The 16257-nt window shown below is 59.4% G+C and carries 15 protein-coding genes; 12 read left to right on the plus strand and 3 right to left on the minus strand.

All coding sequences use genetic code 11. From position 1 onward, the window contains the following. Positions 1-10: 10 nt before the first annotated feature. Positions 11-664 (minus strand): histidine phosphatase family protein, encoded by a 654-nt coding sequence (locus tag Q0792_RS13905; RefSeq protein WP_298841636.1) that lies wholly within the window; start codon positions 662-664, stop codon positions 11-13. Positions 665-885: 221 nt separating this feature from the next. On the opposite strand from Q0792_RS13905, the gene fdhF reads away from it, so the two are divergent. Then, positions 886-3651: a formate dehydrogenase subunit alpha gene (fdhF, locus tag Q0792_RS13910; protein WP_298841639.1), complete on the plus strand. Its 2766-nt coding sequence runs from the start codon at positions 886-888 to the stop codon at positions 3649-3651. Between the two features lie 306 nt (positions 3652-3957). On the opposite strand, the gene Q0792_RS13915 is transcribed toward fdhF, so the two are convergent. After that, positions 3958-4140, minus strand: coding sequence for a hypothetical protein (locus Q0792_RS13915; protein ID WP_298841642.1), 183 nt, complete (start codon positions 4138-4140; stop codon positions 3958-3960). A gap of 119 nt (positions 4141-4259) precedes the next feature. Here Q0792_RS13915 and Q0792_RS13920 point away from each other — a divergent pair, with 119 nt between their 5' ends. From Q0792_RS13920 to Q0792_RS13940, 5 genes are all read left to right on the plus strand, one after another. Next, entirely contained in the window at positions 4260-5468 is a 1209-nt protein-coding gene (locus tag Q0792_RS13920; RefSeq protein WP_298841645.1) for a hydantoinase/carbamoylase family amidase, read from the plus strand. Positions 5469-5672: 204 nt separating this feature from the next. Next, positions 5673-7643 carry an AMP-binding protein gene (locus tag Q0792_RS13925; RefSeq protein WP_298841647.1) on the plus strand — a complete coding sequence of 657 codons (1971 nt, stop codon included), beginning with the start codon at positions 5673-5675 and terminating at the stop codon, positions 7641-7643. A 75-nt stretch (positions 7644-7718) separates the two neighbouring features. Next, positions 7719-8537, plus strand: a complete 819-nt coding sequence (locus Q0792_RS13930) for an ABC transporter ATP-binding protein (RefSeq protein WP_298841650.1) — start codon at positions 7719-7721, stop codon at positions 8535-8537. Between the two features lie 88 nt (positions 8538-8625). Then, complete coding sequence (locus tag Q0792_RS13935) at positions 8626-9048, plus strand: hypothetical protein (protein WP_298841653.1); 423 nt, start codon at positions 8626-8628, stop codon at positions 9046-9048. A 1-nt stretch (position 9049) separates the two neighbouring features. Then, complete coding sequence (locus tag Q0792_RS13940; RefSeq protein WP_298841656.1) at positions 9050-10039, plus strand: branched-chain amino acid ABC transporter permease; 990 nt, start codon at positions 9050-9052, stop codon at positions 10037-10039. 6 nt (positions 10040-10045) lie between these two features. Here the strand turns inward: Q0792_RS13940 and Q0792_RS13945 are convergent, their stop codons facing one another. Next, positions 10046-10384, minus strand: coding sequence for an SHOCT domain-containing protein (locus Q0792_RS13945; protein ID WP_298841659.1), 339 nt, complete (start codon positions 10382-10384; stop codon positions 10046-10048). 204 nt (positions 10385-10588) lie between these two features. Between Q0792_RS13945 and Q0792_RS13950 the strand changes: the two genes are divergently transcribed. The 6 genes from Q0792_RS13950 to Q0792_RS13975 all read left to right on the plus strand — a co-directional run bounded on the left by Q0792_RS13950 (position 10589) and on the right by Q0792_RS13975 (position 16257). After that, positions 10589-11665, plus strand: coding sequence for a branched-chain amino acid ABC transporter permease (locus tag Q0792_RS13950; RefSeq protein ID WP_298841661.1), 1077 nt, complete (start codon positions 10589-10591; stop codon positions 11663-11665). 92 nt (positions 11666-11757) lie between these two features. Beyond that, complete coding sequence (locus Q0792_RS13955) at positions 11758-13041, plus strand: ABC transporter substrate-binding protein (RefSeq protein WP_298841664.1); 1284 nt, start codon at positions 11758-11760, stop codon at positions 13039-13041. A 64-nt stretch (positions 13042-13105) separates the two neighbouring features. After that, positions 13106-13942 carry an ABC transporter ATP-binding protein gene (locus Q0792_RS13960; RefSeq protein ID WP_298841667.1) on the plus strand — a complete coding sequence of 279 codons (837 nt, stop codon included), beginning with the start codon at positions 13106-13108 and terminating at the stop codon, positions 13940-13942. Then, a complete protein-coding gene (locus Q0792_RS13965) occupies positions 13939-14211 on the plus strand; it encodes a hypothetical protein (protein WP_298841670.1) in 273 nt (90 codons plus the stop codon). Before Q0792_RS13960 ends, Q0792_RS13965 begins: the two co-directional genes overlap by 4 nt. Continuing rightward, on the plus strand, positions 14208-15404 hold the full coding sequence (locus Q0792_RS13970) for a phenylacetate--CoA ligase family protein (RefSeq protein WP_298841673.1): 1197 nt from the start codon (positions 14208-14210) through the stop codon (positions 15402-15404). Before Q0792_RS13965 ends, Q0792_RS13970 begins: the two co-directional genes overlap by 4 nt. Positions 15405-15444: 40 nt before the next feature. Next, positions 15445-16257, plus strand: a complete 813-nt coding sequence (locus Q0792_RS13975; RefSeq protein ID WP_298841676.1) for an alpha/beta hydrolase — start codon at positions 15445-15447, stop codon at positions 16255-16257.

Genomic DNA, 16257 nt, shown 5'->3' on the forward strand with positions numbered 1-16257 from the left:
GACGGTCCTTTCAAACGTGGGTGCGGGCGTGCTGCCGCGCGGGATCTTCCAGGTGTGGAATAGCATTGAACATGACCGGCGAAAGTCTGCCACCGATGGGAAAGAGCTGGTGTTGCGATGTGTTGTAGATAGCAAGCGCCATATGCGCCATGGCACCGATATCGAGCCCGAGAACCTGGCGCATGACCATAGAGATCAGGCCGCCTGACGTAACAACCAGCGCCGGCCCGTCGCCGTTGGCGATATCCGAGAGGGCGCCGCTGACACGTGCTTCAAAATCGGCGAAACGTTCCGGGGCGGCGCTGATTTCGTCGTTCTGCCAGGCGGTGAAAAGCTGTGGCAGATGGGCGGTGAATGCTGCCTGATCTGTGGGAAAGGGTACACCATGTTCCTGCTCCAATGCGCTTGCCAGCGTCAGATATTCCAGTTCATTGAGACGCTGATCCCGCACGGGTTCAAGGCCTGTTTCCATGGAGTCAGCCGTTTCCACATGCCGACGCAGCGTGCCGGTATACAGCCGTGTGTGGTGCTGGTGATGCCTGCGCATATGCGCGCCCAGCCATGCTGCCTGCTGGTGCCCGAGCGGGCTGAGCCTGTCATAGCTTTCCTCGTCCGTCGCTCCGGAGTTGGCCTGGCCGTGTCGTATCAGTGTGATCTGGGACATGGGAACCTGTCTTGTGCTGCTCCTTACTAGGGGACTGCCCGGCGGGTGAAAAGCCATTGCGCCCTGTGATTGTCTTATTGTGCGCCGGGGGCGCATCTGTGCCGGGGATTTCGCATGGGAAACACATCTGCCGGGATTCAGGGTGGATATGTCGGGATTGACCCTCCCGGCAGGCGATTGAGCAAGGTATGCTTTGCGCAATGTGGCTGGAGGTGCGCGCAATGGCGGACGGTGTAAAGTTTATCCTGGACGGCGAGGAAGTGACGGCCGAGGCCGGTATGACCATCTGGGAAGTGGCCAACGGCCGGGGTCTTGTGATCCCGCATCTGTGCCACAAGCCCGCGCCCGGTTACCGCCCCGATGGCAACTGCCGTGCCTGTATGGTGGAAATCGAAGGTGAACGGACGCTTGCGGCTTCCTGTATCCGCGAACCGGCCGAAGGAATGGTGGTCACCACCAATTCTGCGCGTGCCGAAAACGCCCGCAAGATGGTTGTTGAGATGCTGGTGGCCGACCAGCCCGAAAAAGACATAGCGCATGATAAATCCAGCCATCTCTGGGATATGGCCGAGCTGAACGGTGTATCGGAAAGCCGTTTTCCAAAGCTGGAAGAGGGGCGAATTCCGCTGCTGGATGACAGCCATGTGGCGATGTCGGTCAATCTGGATGCCTGTATCCAGTGCGGTCTTTGTGTGCGCGCCTGCCGCGAGGTTCAGGTCAACGATGTGATCGGCATGTCAGGGCGCGGGCATGATGCTTATCCGACGTTTGACATGGCCGACCCGATGGGCGCGTCGACCTGTGTGGCCTGCGGCGAATGTGTTCAGGCCTGCCCGACCGGCGCGCTGATGCCCAGTACGGTCGTTGATGAAAACCAGGTGGGTGACAGCGCGGATTTCGATAGCGAGGTGGACAGCATCTGCCCGTTCTGTGGGGTTGGCTGTCAGGTGTCGCTCAAAGTGAAAGACGGCAAGGTAAAGTATGTCGAGGGTATCAACGGCCCTGCGAACGAAGGGCGGCTCTGTGTCAAAGGGCGGTTTGGTTTTGACTATATTCACCACGATCATCGCCTGACCAAACCCCTGATCCGCCGTGAAGACGCGCCGGAGAAGGGTCTGAACGTAGATCCGGCCAACTGGCAGACGCATTTCCGCGAGGCGTCCTGGGAGGAAGCACTGGATGTCGCCGCTGCGGGCATGAAGGGCCGCGGGCGCGAGATTGCCGGGTTCGGATCGGCCAAGTGCACCAACGAAGAAGCCTATCTCTTTCAGAAGCTGATCCGCCAGGGCTTCGGACACAACAATGTCGATCACTGCACCCGTCTGTGCCATGCATCGTCCGTGGCGGCGCTGATGGAGAACGTGGGTTCAGGCGCCGTGACGGCGACTTTCAATGAGATCGAGAACGCAGATGTGGCGATTGCGATCGGATGTAACCCGATCGAAAACCACCCGGTCGCTGCGACGTTTTTCAAACAGTTCACCAAGCGTGGCGGCAAGCTGATTGTGATGGACCCGCGCGGCCAGGCGCTGAAACGTTTTGCCAGCCATATGCTGCAGTTCCGCCCGGGCGCGGATGTCTCGATGCTCAACGCGATCATGCATACGATTGTCGAAGAGGGTCTGTACGACCAGCAGTATATCGACGCCTGGACCGAGAACTGGGAAGCCGAAAAAGCGCATCTGGCTGATTTCTCGCCAGAGGCGATGGCCCCTATCTGCGGCATCGAACCCGAGGTGTTGCGGGATGTGGCGCGGACTTTTGCCGGCGCAAAATCGGCAATGATCTTCTGGGGCATGGGCGTGTCGCAACATATTCACGGCACGGACAACTCGCGCTGTCTGATCTCTCTCGCGCTGATGACCGGCCAGGTTGGCCGCCCGGGCGCGGGTCTGCATCCGCTCAGGGGTCAGAACAATGTGCAGGGGGCCTCTGACGCGGGCCTTATCCCGATGTTCCTGCCGGATTATCAGCCTGTGACAGATGACGGTGTGCGCTCGGCCTTCACCAGGGTCTGGGGGTCTGCTGATTTCTCCAATGAACGTGGACTGACCGTCACAGAAATCATGGATGCGGTGCACGACGGCAAAATAAAAGGCATGTATGTGCTGGGCGAAAACCCGGCGATGTCGGATCCGGATGTGGAACATGCGCGTGCGGCACTCGCCAGACTCGATCATCTGGTTGTGCAGGACATCTTCATCACCGAGACGGCGAACTATGCCGATGTAATCCTGCCTGCCAGTGCTTTTGCGGAGAAATCGGGCACCGTGACAAACACCAACCGGCAGGTTCAGATGGGCCGCCCTGCGGTGTCGCCTCCGGGGGACGCGCGCGAGGACTGGTGGATCGAGGTGGAACTGGCCAAGCGCCTGGGTCTGGGCTGGAGCTACGAGAGCCCTGCGGATGTCTTTGCGGAGATGAAGCAGAACATGCGCAGTCTGGACAATATCACCTGGGACCGGCTGGAGGCCCAGAACGCGGTGACGTACCCGTCGCTGAGCCCCGAAGACCCCGGTCAGGCAATCGTTTTTGGTGAAGGTTTTCCACGCCCCGATGGTCGTGCGCGTTTTACGCCCGCCAGCGTGATTGCGCCGGACGACGTGCCGGACGCGGAGTACCCGATGATCCTCACCACCGGGCGTCAGCTGGAGCACTGGCACACCGGGTCCATGACAAGACGTTCGGCGGTTCTTGACGGGCTGGAGCCTGAGGCGAACTGTTCACTGCACCCTTCGACCCTGCGCAAACTGGGCGTGGCACCGGGCGAGCATGTGACGCTGACGACAAAGCGTGGCAGCATTTCGATCATGGCGCGCGAAGACAGAGCCGTGGCTCCGGATATGGTGTTTGTGCCTTTTGCCTATGTCGAGGCGGCTGCAAACATCCTGACGAACCCTGCGATTGATCCTTACGGCAAGATTCCGGAGTTCAAATTCTCAGCCGTCCGTGTCGAGGCGACGGCCGACCAGGTCGCCGCAGAATAAAAGACGCAGCGTCCCGGTGATGCCGCCCGGCACTGGACAGACCGGGTGGCCGGTCCCGACACCGGCACAGTCTGCTGACAGGCGGCGACTGTTTATCCGCGGTCGCCGATCATCCGAGCGTTTATGGGCGTGCAGAGGGTGCCCGGGTTTCAACGCATTTTGATGCGCTGTAATGCGGTGCCCGGGCCGCGACCTTTCCGCGGATGGTCCGGATCTTTTCCCTGCCGATGATGGCGCTGGAATTCACTCCGCCACGCCCGGTATCATGCTGAGTGAGGATATCCGGATTTCATCCGTGTGACGTACTCACGTGCAGAGAACGCCGGTTTCGACAAGTTCAAACCCAGTGATCTCGAACTCATACATGTCAGACCTGTCCGGCTTTTCAGCGCGTGCAATCAGCCTGCCGTCCTCTGCCTGATAGACAGCATGCGCCGTATGAAGCGCCCGGTAACAGTGTGTGCCGTCCGGATAGTAGTATTTGATCATTGTCTTCTCCTCTGGTGCGCAGCATTCCACGTTCTGCTGCCGGAAAGCGTCTGCAGGTGGTTTAATTCCGGCTGTAACAGTGTTTCACTCCACGCTGTATGACCCGCCCGGAGGATACCATGCTCAACCCTGACCGGTTTCTTGCAGATCTGCACCACCTGCGGACTTTCGGTGCGAGCGGTGTCGGCAGGGGTGTGGTCCGCCCAGCCTATTCCGGGCCGGATGTCGCCGCCCGGCGGTGGCTGGCGCAGCGGATGTCTGATGCCGGTCTGCAGGTAGCAGTGGATGCTATGGGCAATCTGTTCGGCCTTGCGGATGGCCCGTCACTGCTTCTGGGCTCGCACAGCGACAGCCAGCCAGAAGGTGGCTGGCTTGATGGTGCGCTGGGCGTGGTTGCGGCCCTGGAAATTGCGCGCGCCTGTCGTGAAAGCGGTGGTCCGTCTGTATCTGTCGTGTCCTTTCAGGACGAGGAGGGGCGTTTCGGGGTTACCACCGGCAGCGCGGTCTGGTCCGGTCAGCTGACACAGGCAGAAGCAGACAACCTGACAGATCATCAGGGCCTGTCGCTGGGTAGTGCCAGGCAGATAATGCGCGATATGATCACGGGCGACGTTGACCCGGGGCGGTTCACCGGGTTCATCGAAATGCATATTGAACAGGGTCCTGCACTGGATGCCGCAGGTGAACAGATCGGTGTGGTGTCTGATATCGTCGGCATCCGGGATATGAACATCACTTTTTCGGGCCGGCAGAACCATGCGGGTACAACGCCGATGCATCTGCGTCAGGATGCCTTTCAGGCGGTTTCCGCTTTCAATACCGCACTGAATGACCAGTTCCGGAATGTGGTTACCCCACAGACCGTCTGGACGATCGGCCACGTCAGCCTGCACCCCAACGCCTCTTCAATTGTACCAGGACGGGCAACTTTTTCGATGCAGTGGCGCGACGCGGATGCAAACAGGCTGGAACGGATGGAAAAGATCATCCGCGAAACAGCTCTGGCAACAGCGGACGCTCGGCGCATGCAGGTGTCTTTCGGGCGCTTGCTCGGGCTTGATCCGGTTGCAATGGATGACAGGTTGTGCGGCGCCCTGGAGCAGGCCGCGGATGCCGTCGCACCAAAGCGCTGGCGAAAAATGCCATCAGGCGCACTGCATGACGCCACGAATGTCTCTCGCCTGCTGCCGGTTGCGATGCTCTTTGTGCCCTCTCTGAAAGGAATCAGTCACGCCTTTGATGAGGACACAATGGAAGACGACCTGGTGGCCGGCCTGAGGGTTCTTGACCTGGCTGTGCGGAATCCTGCCACACAGGACAGGCCCTAACACTTTGTTTTAAAAATGCTCCCGGGATCGGTTGTGTGGGTATCTTTTAATTGAACGGTTGTTAATTAAATTTCGCCAGTCCACTAGACAGACTGCATTTCACGCGCCACACTCAGCCCCAGGGAGAGAGGCTCGTGCGCGCTGGCCGCGCCGGCCATCTACAGGGTGAGATCCGCAAAAATGGGCCGCCAGGGAGGACATGAAGTGCAGCAAACAGCCGGTAAGCCGGGTGGGATCGGGTCTGTTCCTGCCCTTTTGCGCCGAAATGCGACAGCGTTTCAGGCCGCACCTGCGTATCGCGAGAAAGAATACGGGATCTGGCAGTCCTGGACCTGGGCGGAGACGCTGGAGGAAGTCGAGGCCCTGGCGCTGGGTATGATTGATCTGGGCGTAGCCGAGGGTGATTTCATAGCCATTATTGGCCGAAACCGCCCCCGTCTGTACTGGTCTATGGTTGCTGCGCAGATGTGCGGGGCAGTGCCTGTCCCGCTTTATCAGGACGCTGTGGCCGAAGAGATGGCCTATGTTCTGGGGCATTGTGGCGCGCGCTTTGTAATTGCGGGTGATCAGGAACAGGTCGACAAGGTGATCGAAGTTCAGGCCGGGCTGCCTCAGTTTGAACAGATGATCTATCTGGACCCGCGGGGCCTGCGGAAATACGACCATTCCAGATTGCACCAGTACACTCATGTTCAGGATGCGGGCCGGGCGAAACGCGATGAGCTGTTGCCCGAGATCGCCCGCCGCGAGGCAAAGCTGGACTACGACAGTACCTGTGTGATGCTTTATACATCCGGTACGACAGGCAAGCCGAAGGGCGTAGTTCTGAGCAACCGCAATGTGATCGAAACGTCCCGGTCGTCGTCGGAATTCGACGATCTGCGCAAAACAGACGACATACTGGCCTATCTGCCGATGGCATGGGTGGGCGATTTCATCTTTTCTGTGGGCCAGGCGATGTGGACCGGGTTCTGTACGAACTGTCCGGAAAGTGCGGATACGATGCATACCGATCTGCGCGAGATAGGGCCCACCTATTATTTCGCGCCGCCGCGTGTGTTTGAGACCCAGCTCACCAATGTGATGATCCGTATGGAGGATGCCGGCCGTTTCAAACGCTGGTTGTTCGATGTCTGCATGGCACATGCACGCAGGGTCGGACCGGATATCCTGGATGGCAATCCTGTCAGTCAGTGGGATCGGTTCAAATACAATCTGGGTGAGCTTTTTATCTACGGACCACTGAAAAACACGCTCGGGTTCAGCCGTGTCCGGGTCGGGTATACAGCCGGCGAGGCTATCGGGCCGGAGATTTTTGATTTCTACCGGTCGCTGGGCATCAACCTCAAACAGCTTTACGGCCAGACCGAAGCCACGGTGTTCATCACCGCGCAGCCGGACGGCGAAGTGCGCAGTGACACGGTGGGCGTGACCTGTCCGGGGGTCGAGCTGAAGATCGCAGAGAACGGCGAGGTCTTTTACCGCTCGCCCGGTGTTTTTGTGGAGTACTACAAGAACGCGGAAAGCACGGCAGATACCAAGGATGCCGAGGGCTGGGTCGCAACAGGGGACGCGGGTTTCATCGAGGAAGGCACCGGCCATCTGCGTATCATCGATCGGGCCAAGGATGTGGGCCAGATGGCCGATGGCTCTCTTTTTGCGCCGAAGTATGTCGAGAACAAACTGAAGTTCTTTCCGAATATTCTGGAAACCGTTGTTTTTGGGAACGGACGCGAGGAGTGCACGGCCTTTGTCAATATTGACCTGACTGCGGTTGGCAACTGGGCCGAGCGTAACAACATCGGGTATGCGTCGTATCAGGAACTCGCGCGGCACCCGCAGGTGATGGATACGATCCAGAGCCATGTGGAGGAAGTGAATGCCTCTGTTGCGCAGGATGAGATGTTGTCGGGCTGCCAGGTGCACCGGTTCGTGGTGCTGCACAAGGAACTGGACGCGGATGACGGCGAGCTGACGCGGACGCGCAAGGTGCGGCGGCGGATTATCGAGGAGAAGTACGCCGATATCATAGCGGCTTTGTACGACGGATCCAAAGAGGTCAGTACGGTGACCGAGGTGACCTATGAGGACGGGCGCAAGGGGTCCATTTCTGCGACACTGGAAGTGCGCAGCGCAAAGATTGCTCCTGTGGCGACACGGATGGCTGCGGAATGACGGAACGACGCTCTGCTGCGCATTCGCCCCGCCCGCCATCCCGTCAGTTGCATAAGGATTTCAAAGGGTTTTCATATGCTTGACCAGTCCGAAGGGTATACCACTGCAGACGGCCGGAAGATTGGCGGCGTGGTCATGGAAATGCGCAATATTACCCTGCGGTTCGGCGGGGTTGAGGCGATCAAGGATATCTCTTTTGACATCCGCGAGGGCGAGATCCGGGCGATTATCGGGCCCAACGGGGCGGGTAAATCCTCGATGCTGAATGTCATCTCGGGGTTCTACGTTCCGCAGGAAGGCGAGGTCTGGTACAAGGGCGCGCCGCGGCCGTCGATGAAGCCGTACCAGGTGGCGCGCCAGGGCATTGCACGGACGTTTCAGAACATTGCTCTTTTTGAGGGGATGTCGGTGCTTGATAACGTGATGACCGGGCGTCTGACCAAGATGAAAACCGGGCTCTGGCGGCAGGCGCTGTGGAAGGGCGCGGCAGAGTCCGAAGAGACGGCGAACCGTGAAGTTGCTGAAAAAATCATTGATTTTCTGGAAATCCAGGCGATCCGCAAGACGCCGGTGTCGCGCCTGCCCTATGGTCTGAAAAAACGGGTGGAGCTGGCGCGGGCGCTGGCGGCGGAGCCGTCGCTGCTGCTGCTGGACGAGCCGATGGCGGGCATGAACGTCGAGGAAAAAGAGGACATGAGCCGCTTTATCCTGGATGTGAACGACGAGTTTGGCACGACCATTGCGCTGATTGAGCATGACATGGGCGTGGTGATGGACCTGTCAGACCGCGTGGTTGTGATGGATTACGGCAAAAAGATCGGCGACGGGACGCCCGACGAGGTACGCAACAATCAGGCCGTGATCGACGCCTATCTGGGGGTCAGCCATGACTGATTTCGGGGCGGCGGTGGGGCGTCGGTGTTACGTCGGTTTAACGTCGGTGTTACGTCGGTGCGTGGCTATCGGTCTGGCAGGGGCTGCCTTGACCTTTGCCGGTTCTGCAGAAGCGGGCGGCGCGGCCTTTGACCGGTTTGCGGAAGTCTGCCTGGAGCCGCTGTCTGATTTTCAGCCGGCGGCAGTGGCGGGGCTGGCCGCGATCGAGACGCCAGACTGGGCAGGTGCGGATGGTGCGGCATTTGCCGGTCCACGGCGGCATATTTTTGTTGTTGGTGACAGGGGCGGGTTGCCGTCCTGCCGGATTGTGGCGGCGGCGCAGGCCGGAACTGATCTCGCGGCGCGGTTTGAAATCTGGTCTGCCCGGCAGCTGGCGCAGGGCAGGTGGGAAGAACGCGACGGCAGGCTGGAAAGCCTGACGCATGAGCCACGCATCGCCATTGAGTTTTTTCCTGCCAGCGCAGCACGCGGTCCGATGATCGAAGTGCGTGAAACGGACAAGGAGGCCTGATATGCCGGAACAGTTTCTTTGGACCATTGAAGTGTTTCTCAACGGGCTGATGGCCGGGGTGCTTTATGCGCTCGTGGCGTTGGGGTTCGTGCTGATCTACAAGGCCAGCGGCATCTTCAATTTTGCGCAGGGGGTCATGGCGCTTTTTGCGGCGATGACGCTTTACGGGGTCATGAACGGGCAGGTGCCGTTCGCGCATCTGATCAACGCGGTTTTCGGCACTGAGATCCATTATTTCGGCTGGAACCTGCCCGCGATCCTGTCGATCGTGCTGACCATGGTGGTGATGATCCTGCTGGCCTGGCTCGTGCAGCGGTATATTTTCCGATACCTTGTGGGGCAGGAGCCCATTATTCTTTTCATGGCGACCATCGGTCTGGCCTATTTCCTCGAAGGGGTGGGCGATCTGATGTGGGGGTCGGACATCAAGACGCTGGATGTGGGGCTGCCGCAGGGCATCAACCTGTGGATCGACGAGACCACCTTCAACTTCTTTGGCTACGGGTTCTTTATCGACAACCTGGATATTGTGGCCAGCATCGTGGCCGCTCTGCTTGTGGCGGGGCTGGTGATCTTTGCGCAATATACCAAACAGGGCAGGGCGATGCGCGCGGTGGCCGATGACCACCAGGCGGCGCTGTCGGTGGGCGTTTCGCTGAATTTCATCTGGATCCTCGTGTGGTCGCTTGCGGGGTTCGTGGCTCTGGTGGCGGGCATTATGTGGGGGGCGAAATCGGGCGTGCAGTTCTCGCTCTCGCTGATTGCGCTCAAGGCGCTGCCGGTGCTGATGCTGGGGGGGTTCACGTCGATCCCGGGCGCTATCGTCGGCGGACTGATCATCGGGGTGGGTGAGAAGCTGTTCGAGTTCCTGATCGGTGCGCCCTATCTGGGTGGCGCGACCGAGAACTGGTTTGCATATATGCTGGCGCTGCTGTTCCTTGTCTTCCGCCCGCAGGGTCTGTTCGGGGAGAAGATCATTGAACGGGTGTAGCGCGGCTCAGTCTTCGGGGGCGACCAGCAGTGTGACGCTGAGCGCGGCGAGGATCGTCACGCCGAGCGTGAGCGCCATGTTCAGATCAGGCAGGAAAAGCAGAGTCATGCCGATGCAGATTGTCATGACCACGAGGCAGACCACGAGGCTGAGTACCAGAGCAGACGAGCCCGTCGCACGTGATGGTCTGTGTTCTTCGGGCGTTGGTGTGTCGGTGAATTCTGTTTCTGCGACCTCGATGCTGTTGAGCAGGGCAGCCCGTTCGGTCAGGAACTGCGCGTGGGTCAGTTCCCCACGCTCCAGACGCGCCTCAAGGCCCCTTATCTCATTCAGTACCGCTGTCACGAATCCCACTCCGTTCTGTGTGAACAGGAGTGCCGGGGCAAATGGGGCAAAATTGGGAAATGACGTGATTTCCTGTGAACTGGTTAATTCCGGAGCTTTGCAGTTGCGCGAAAATTCAGGACGCTGCCCCGTGCCCCGCGACATTCCCGGCCAGAAGAAGCAGGGCGCCGGGCGTGACCGACTGCAGACAGGAGAAGGTGAGTAATGCTTTATCGCGAGGCCGGAGACTTCAGCACCACTTACAGTCAGGACAGTCAGACCTTTCCGATCAGGTTCGACCGGTGGCGCTATTACGCGGTGCTGTTCGTGGCCATTTTTGTCATTCCGTTTATGGTCAATGACTACTGGGTCAATTCGATTTTCATGCCCTTTCTGATCTATTCGATTGCGGCGATCGGATTGAATATCCTCGTGGGATACTGTGGGCAGGTGAGCCTTGGTACGGGCGGCTTTATGGCCGTTGGGGCGTATGCATGCTACAAGCTGATGACGGCCTTTCCCGATGTCAGCATGTTCATCCATGTCCTGCTGGCCGGCGGTATCACGGCGGGAGTGGGCGTGTTGTTCGGGCTGCCCAGTCTGCGGATCAAAGGGTTTTATCTCGCTGTGGCGACGCTTGCAGCGCAGTTTTTCCTCGTCTGGCTCTTTAACCGCGTTTCATGGTTCTACAACTATTCGGCGTCCGGTCAGATCAACGCGCCGGAAAGGGATACCTTTGGCATTCTGATCACAGGGCCGAATACAGAAGCCTGGGCAACCTATCTTTTCTGTCTCATCTTCACTGTATTTTCGGCGGTCGTGGCACGCAATCTGACGCGTGGCTCTGTAGGCCGGGAGTGGATGGCGATCCGCGATATGGATATTGCCGCCGAGATCATCGGAGTGAATCCGCTGCGTGCCAAACTGACGGCATTCGCAGTCAGTTCGTTCTTTGTAGGCATCTCAGGCGCGCTCTTCTTCGCGGTTTATCTGGGCGCTGTTGAAGTGGGCGAGGCCTTTGGTATCACCAAGTCGTTCCTCGTGCTCTTTATGATTATCATTGGCGGTCTTGGGTCGATTTTTGGCTCTTTTGCCGGAGCGGCATTCCTGGTTCTGCTGCCTGTTCTGCTCAAGGTGGTCGGAGTAGACTGGTTCGGGTGGCCGACAGATATTGTGGCGCACCTCAATCTGGTTATCGTGGGCGGACTGATCGTGATCTTTCTGATCGTCGAACCACACGGGCTGGCCCAGCTCTGGCGCCTGGCCAAAGAGAAACTAAGACTGTGGCCTTTCCCGCACTAGGGCAGGCCGCACAATATCAGGTGGGACCACACCCGCCGGGACAAAGCCGGAAAACCGGCACTATCGGATGTAAACCAAGGGAGGATTTACCGATGAAATACAAGTTAGGAACAATGGCCGTTGCAGGCCTGATGGCGGCGAGCCCGGTGATGGCGGACCTCGTGTTCCCGTCGCTGAGCTACCGGACCGGCCCTTATGCGGCGGGTGGCATCCCGTTTGCGGATGGCTACGCGGATTACTTTACACTGCTCAATGAGCGTGACGGTGGCATCGGTGGCGTTGCGACGCGCGTGCTGGAATGCGAGACGGGCTATAACACCGAAAAAGGTGTTGAGTGCTATGAGAGCACCAAGGGCGAAGGCGCGCTGGTTTATCAGCCGCTGTCCACCGGGATCACCTATCAGCTGATCCCCAAAGCCACGGCAGATGACATCCCGATCCACTCCATGGGGTATGGCCGGACATCGGCCGCTAACGGCGATGTGTTCAGCCACGTCTTTAACTACCCGGCCAACTACTGGAACGGGGCCTCGGCGGCGGTCAACCATATCCTGGATATGAACAACGGTGACATCTCCGGCAAGAAGATCGCGCTGGTCTATCATAACTCTGCCTATGGCAAGGAACCGATCCGCACGCTGGAGAAGCTGAGCGAGAAGCACGGCTTTGAGCTGACACTGCTGGCCGTGGATCACCCGGGCCAGGAGCAGAAGTCGCAGTGGCTGCAGATCCGCCGGGAAAAGCCGGACAATGTGATCATGTACGGCTGGGGCGTGATGAACCAGGTGGCCGTTCAGGAAGCCGCGAACATCCGTTTCCCGATGGAGAACTTCATCGGTATCTGGTGGTCGGGCGCTGAGATCGACGTGACACCGGCGGGTGACAAGGCCGATGGATACAAAGCGCTGGCGCTGACGGCTGTGGGCGATGACTTCCCGCTGTATGACGATCTGCAGAAATATGTTGTCGACGCGGGCAAAGCAGCCGGTGCCGGCGATCAGCTGGGCACAGTGCCTTACAACCGCGGTATCTATGCAGCAATGCTGGCAGCCGAGGCGGTGAAAAAGGCGCAGGAAATCCACGGCGTGGCGGACATCACGTCGGGCATGATGCGCGACGGGATGGAAGCGCTTGTGATCACCGAAGAGGTGATGGCGGCGGCCGGTCTGCCGAACTTCGGGCCGACCTTCTCGGTGTCCTGTGAAAACCACGGTGGTGAAGGCATGGTCGCTGTCACACAATGGGATGCCGGTGCCGGTGAGTTTGTTCAGATCGCTGACTTTGCGCCGACGGACATGAGCGTCATCCAGCCGCTGATCGACGAGGACTCTGCCGCATTCAAGGCCGAGAACAACATCGAAAGCAACTGCAACTGAGCAGAAGCGCCCCGGCCGCCCGAGGTGGCCGGGGCATTCCGTGAATACCAGGAAAGTGCGCACCATGGCCCAGGCAGCAACAGTCGCCGATCAGACCTCAGAAACTGTTCTTGAGGTCAACAACATCGAGGTGATCTATAATCACGTGATCCTCGTGCTGAAGGGCGTATCGCTGAATGTACCCAAGGGCGGTATCACCGCGTTGCTGGGTGGGAATGGTGCTGGCAAGACGACGACGCTCAAGGCGATTTCCGGCCTGCTGGCCAGCGAGCGTGGCGAGGTCACCAAAGGATCCATCCGGTACCGGGGCAATGAAATACATCATGCCGATCCCGCCGAGACCGTCAAAGCGGGCGTGGTTCAGGTGATGGAGGGACGTCATTGCTTTGAGCACCTGACAGTCGAGGAAAACCTGCTGACAGGCGCCTATACCCGCAAGGATGGGAATGCCGCCATCCAGCAGGACCTTGAGATGGTCTACACCTATTTTCCGCGCCTGAAAGAACGGCGCAGGAGCCAGGCGGGCTATACCTCTGGCGGCGAACAGCAGATGACGGCCATTGGCCGAGCTCTGATGTCCCGACCCGAGACTATCCTGCTTGATGAACCGTCCATGGGGCTGGCGCCTCAGCTGGTTGAACAGATTTTCGAGATCGTAAAATCGGTGAATGTAAACGAGAATGTCACGTTCCTGCTGGCCGAACAGAACACTAACGTCGCGCTGCGGTTCGCGCATTACGGATATATTCTGGAATCCGGCCGGGTGGTGATGGACGGGCCCGCAGCCGAGCTGCGCGAGAACCCGGATGTAAAGGAATTCTACCTCGGCATGTCAGAAGAAGGGCGCAAGTCCTTCCGGGATGTGCGCAGCTACCGCCGCCGCAAACGATGGCTGTCGTGAGTGACGACCGCGTCGCCTGCCGGACACCGGCGGAGGGCCGGGACGGGGTGACGAACATTCCGGCGTGGAAATTCGATCTGATCCGGGGCCATATTGTAGATATCCTCAGTGATGGAACGCCGCAGGTTTACAACGATGTCAGAGATGCAGTCGGTACACGGCTCAGCGCAGATGAGGCTGGTGCTCCTGGCAAGCTGGAGCTGGAAGTACGTGGTGAGATAGAACGGGTAAAGGCCTCCGGGCCACAGCAGATCAGGTGGGTAACATGACATTTTTCGACGACCTGGAAACCCGCAGCGCGGATATGCGCGAAGCGGGGCAGCTCGACCAGTTGCGCGCGCAGGTCGCAGCGGTGCGCGCAGCCCAGGACAACTGCCTGCCAGAGGATGTGGTGCTCACATCTCTCGCTGACCTGGCAAAGCTGCCTGTGCTGCGTAAATCGGCCCTTGCCGCGTGGCAAAAGGAAAAGCCCCCCTTTGGCGGTATTCCGGTGCAGAATGTCGCCCATGTTTTTCAGTCACCCGGACCGATTTACGAGCCCGGTGGCGTCACGCACAACTGGTGGCGTCTTGGGCGTTTTCTGCATGCACTGGGCATTGGTCCGGGCGATATTGTGCAGAACTGTTTTGGCTATCACCTGACCCCGGCGGGTATGATTTTTGAGAATGGCGCGCGGGCGGTGGGTGCGGCGGTGTTGCCGGCCGGTACAGGACAGACTGAACTGCAGGTACAGGCGGCAGCAGACATCGGCACCACGGCTTATGCCGGTACGCCCGATTACCTGAAGGTGATCCTCGACAAGGCCGAAGAGATGGGTGTGCGCCTGGGGATTACAAAGGCGGCCGTCAGTGGCGGCGCGCTTTTCCCGGCGATGCGGCAGGATTACGCGGACCGTGGGATCACTTGCCTGCAGTGTTATGCCACAGCCGATCTGGGCAACATCGCATATGAAAGCCCCGCGATGGAAGGGATGATCGTCGATGAGGGCGTGATCGTAGAGATCGTGGCGCCCGGCACCGGTGATCCGGTTCCGGCAGGTGAGGTGGGCGAGGTGGTGGTCACCTCGCTGAACCCGGATTATCCGCTGGTACGGTTTGCGACGGGCGACCTGAGTGCAGTTCTGCCGGGTGAAAGCCCGTGCGGAAGGACCAATATCCGCATCAAGGGCTGGATGGGCCGTGCCGATCAGACCACCAAGATCAAAGGCATGTTTGTACGCCCGGAGCAGGTCGCAGCCCTGGTGGCGCGCCATCCGGAAGTTGCGCGCGCGCGGGTCATTGCGGGCAGGGACGGCGCGCAGGATACTATGACAGTGCAGTTGGAAGCCGAAGGCGGCGATCCGGCATCATATGCCGACAGCGTGGCCGCCGTCCTGAAGCTGAAAGCTGTGGTCGAGGTCGTCTCTCCGGGCAGTCTGCCACGTGACGGGCTGGTGATCGAAGATCAGCGTTCCTACGACTGAGGTGCCGGACCGCGGGAATCTGCTGTTTGACGCGGCGGCTGTGGATGCCGCTGATCGGATTGCGATTCTGGTGCCGGGTGCACATGCGGCAGTATCCATCTTTGATCCGGCTGAGGCCTGGGCCGCCGAAGGCTACGCTCTGGTGCGATACCGTTTTCCGGGCCTTGATGGCAGACCGGTACATCCGCCGCTTGATATTTCAGAGGCTGCGCGCGAGATCGCGGATTTTGTCGCGGCCCACGGGTCAGAAAAAATCCGGCTTCTGGGGTATTCTACCGGCGGCGCTATTGCTCTTGATGCTGCAGCCCTGATCGGGGGCGATGCCCTGCGTGTTGCTCTGATGTCGGCAGCTGTGGAAAAAGCAGGTGGGGTGGCGACGGGTTTCCGTGGCGCGCTGGATGTGGCCGGCGCAGCGCTGCGGGTGCGATCAGTCGATGTGCATGCCGTCTGGCTGGAATATTACAAAACGCTGCTTTTCGGGCGTGAAGACCGCGAGAACCCAAAAGCAAAACAATTTATTGACGAACGTCTGGATGAAATCGTCATGCCAGACGAAGGTAAACCACGCGCGCACACAGACGATCTTCGCCGCTGGCGCCTGCCAGCACTGCCGGACCTGCCCGCTGAGCACTGCCACCTTTTCGTGGGCCTTGCAGATCCGGTATTCTCGCTGGCGCAGACACGCGGGATGGCGCAAAATCTGGGTGGTGTGGCGATCACCGGGTATCCGGGGCACGGGCATCTCCTCTTTCTGACCGAGCCGCGTGTTTTTGAAGATGTTCTCGATTTTTTTGAGGACCGTCCGTTTCGCTCGAACGCTGGACGCGCTGTCGGGGCTGGTAATTCCGACTGA

Source organism: uncultured Roseobacter sp., assembly GCF_947495025.1.
Classification (GTDB): Bacteria; Pseudomonadota; Alphaproteobacteria; order Rhodobacterales; family Rhodobacteraceae; genus Roseobacter.

Coding starts and splice junctions, on each gene's coding strand:
- Q0792_RS13905 (WP_298841636.1), bottom strand. CDS start 664: ATGTCCCAGATCACACTGATACGACACGGCCAGGCCAACTCCGGAGCG.
- fdhF (WP_298841639.1), top strand. CDS start 886: ATGGCGGACGGTGTAAAGTTTATCCTGGACGGCGAGGAAGTGACGGCC.
- Q0792_RS13915 (WP_298841642.1), bottom strand. CDS start 4,140: ATGATCAAATACTACTATCCGGACGGCACACACTGTTACCGGGCGCTT.
- Q0792_RS13920 (WP_298841645.1), top strand. CDS start 4,260: ATGCTCAACCCTGACCGGTTTCTTGCAGATCTGCACCACCTGCGGACT.
- Q0792_RS13930 (WP_298841650.1), top strand. CDS start 7,719: ATGCTTGACCAGTCCGAAGGGTATACCACTGCAGACGGCCGGAAGATT.
- Q0792_RS13940 (WP_298841656.1), top strand. CDS start 9,050: ATGCCGGAACAGTTTCTTTGGACCATTGAAGTGTTTCTCAACGGGCTG.
- Q0792_RS13950 (WP_298841661.1), top strand. CDS start 10,589: ATGCTTTATCGCGAGGCCGGAGACTTCAGCACCACTTACAGTCAGGAC.
- Q0792_RS13955 (WP_298841664.1), top strand. CDS start 11,758: ATGAAATACAAGTTAGGAACAATGGCCGTTGCAGGCCTGATGGCGGCG.
- Q0792_RS13960 (WP_298841667.1), top strand. CDS start 13,106: ATGGCCCAGGCAGCAACAGTCGCCGATCAGACCTCAGAAACTGTTCTT.
- Q0792_RS13970 (WP_298841673.1), top strand. CDS start 14,208: ATGACATTTTTCGACGACCTGGAAACCCGCAGCGCGGATATGCGCGAA.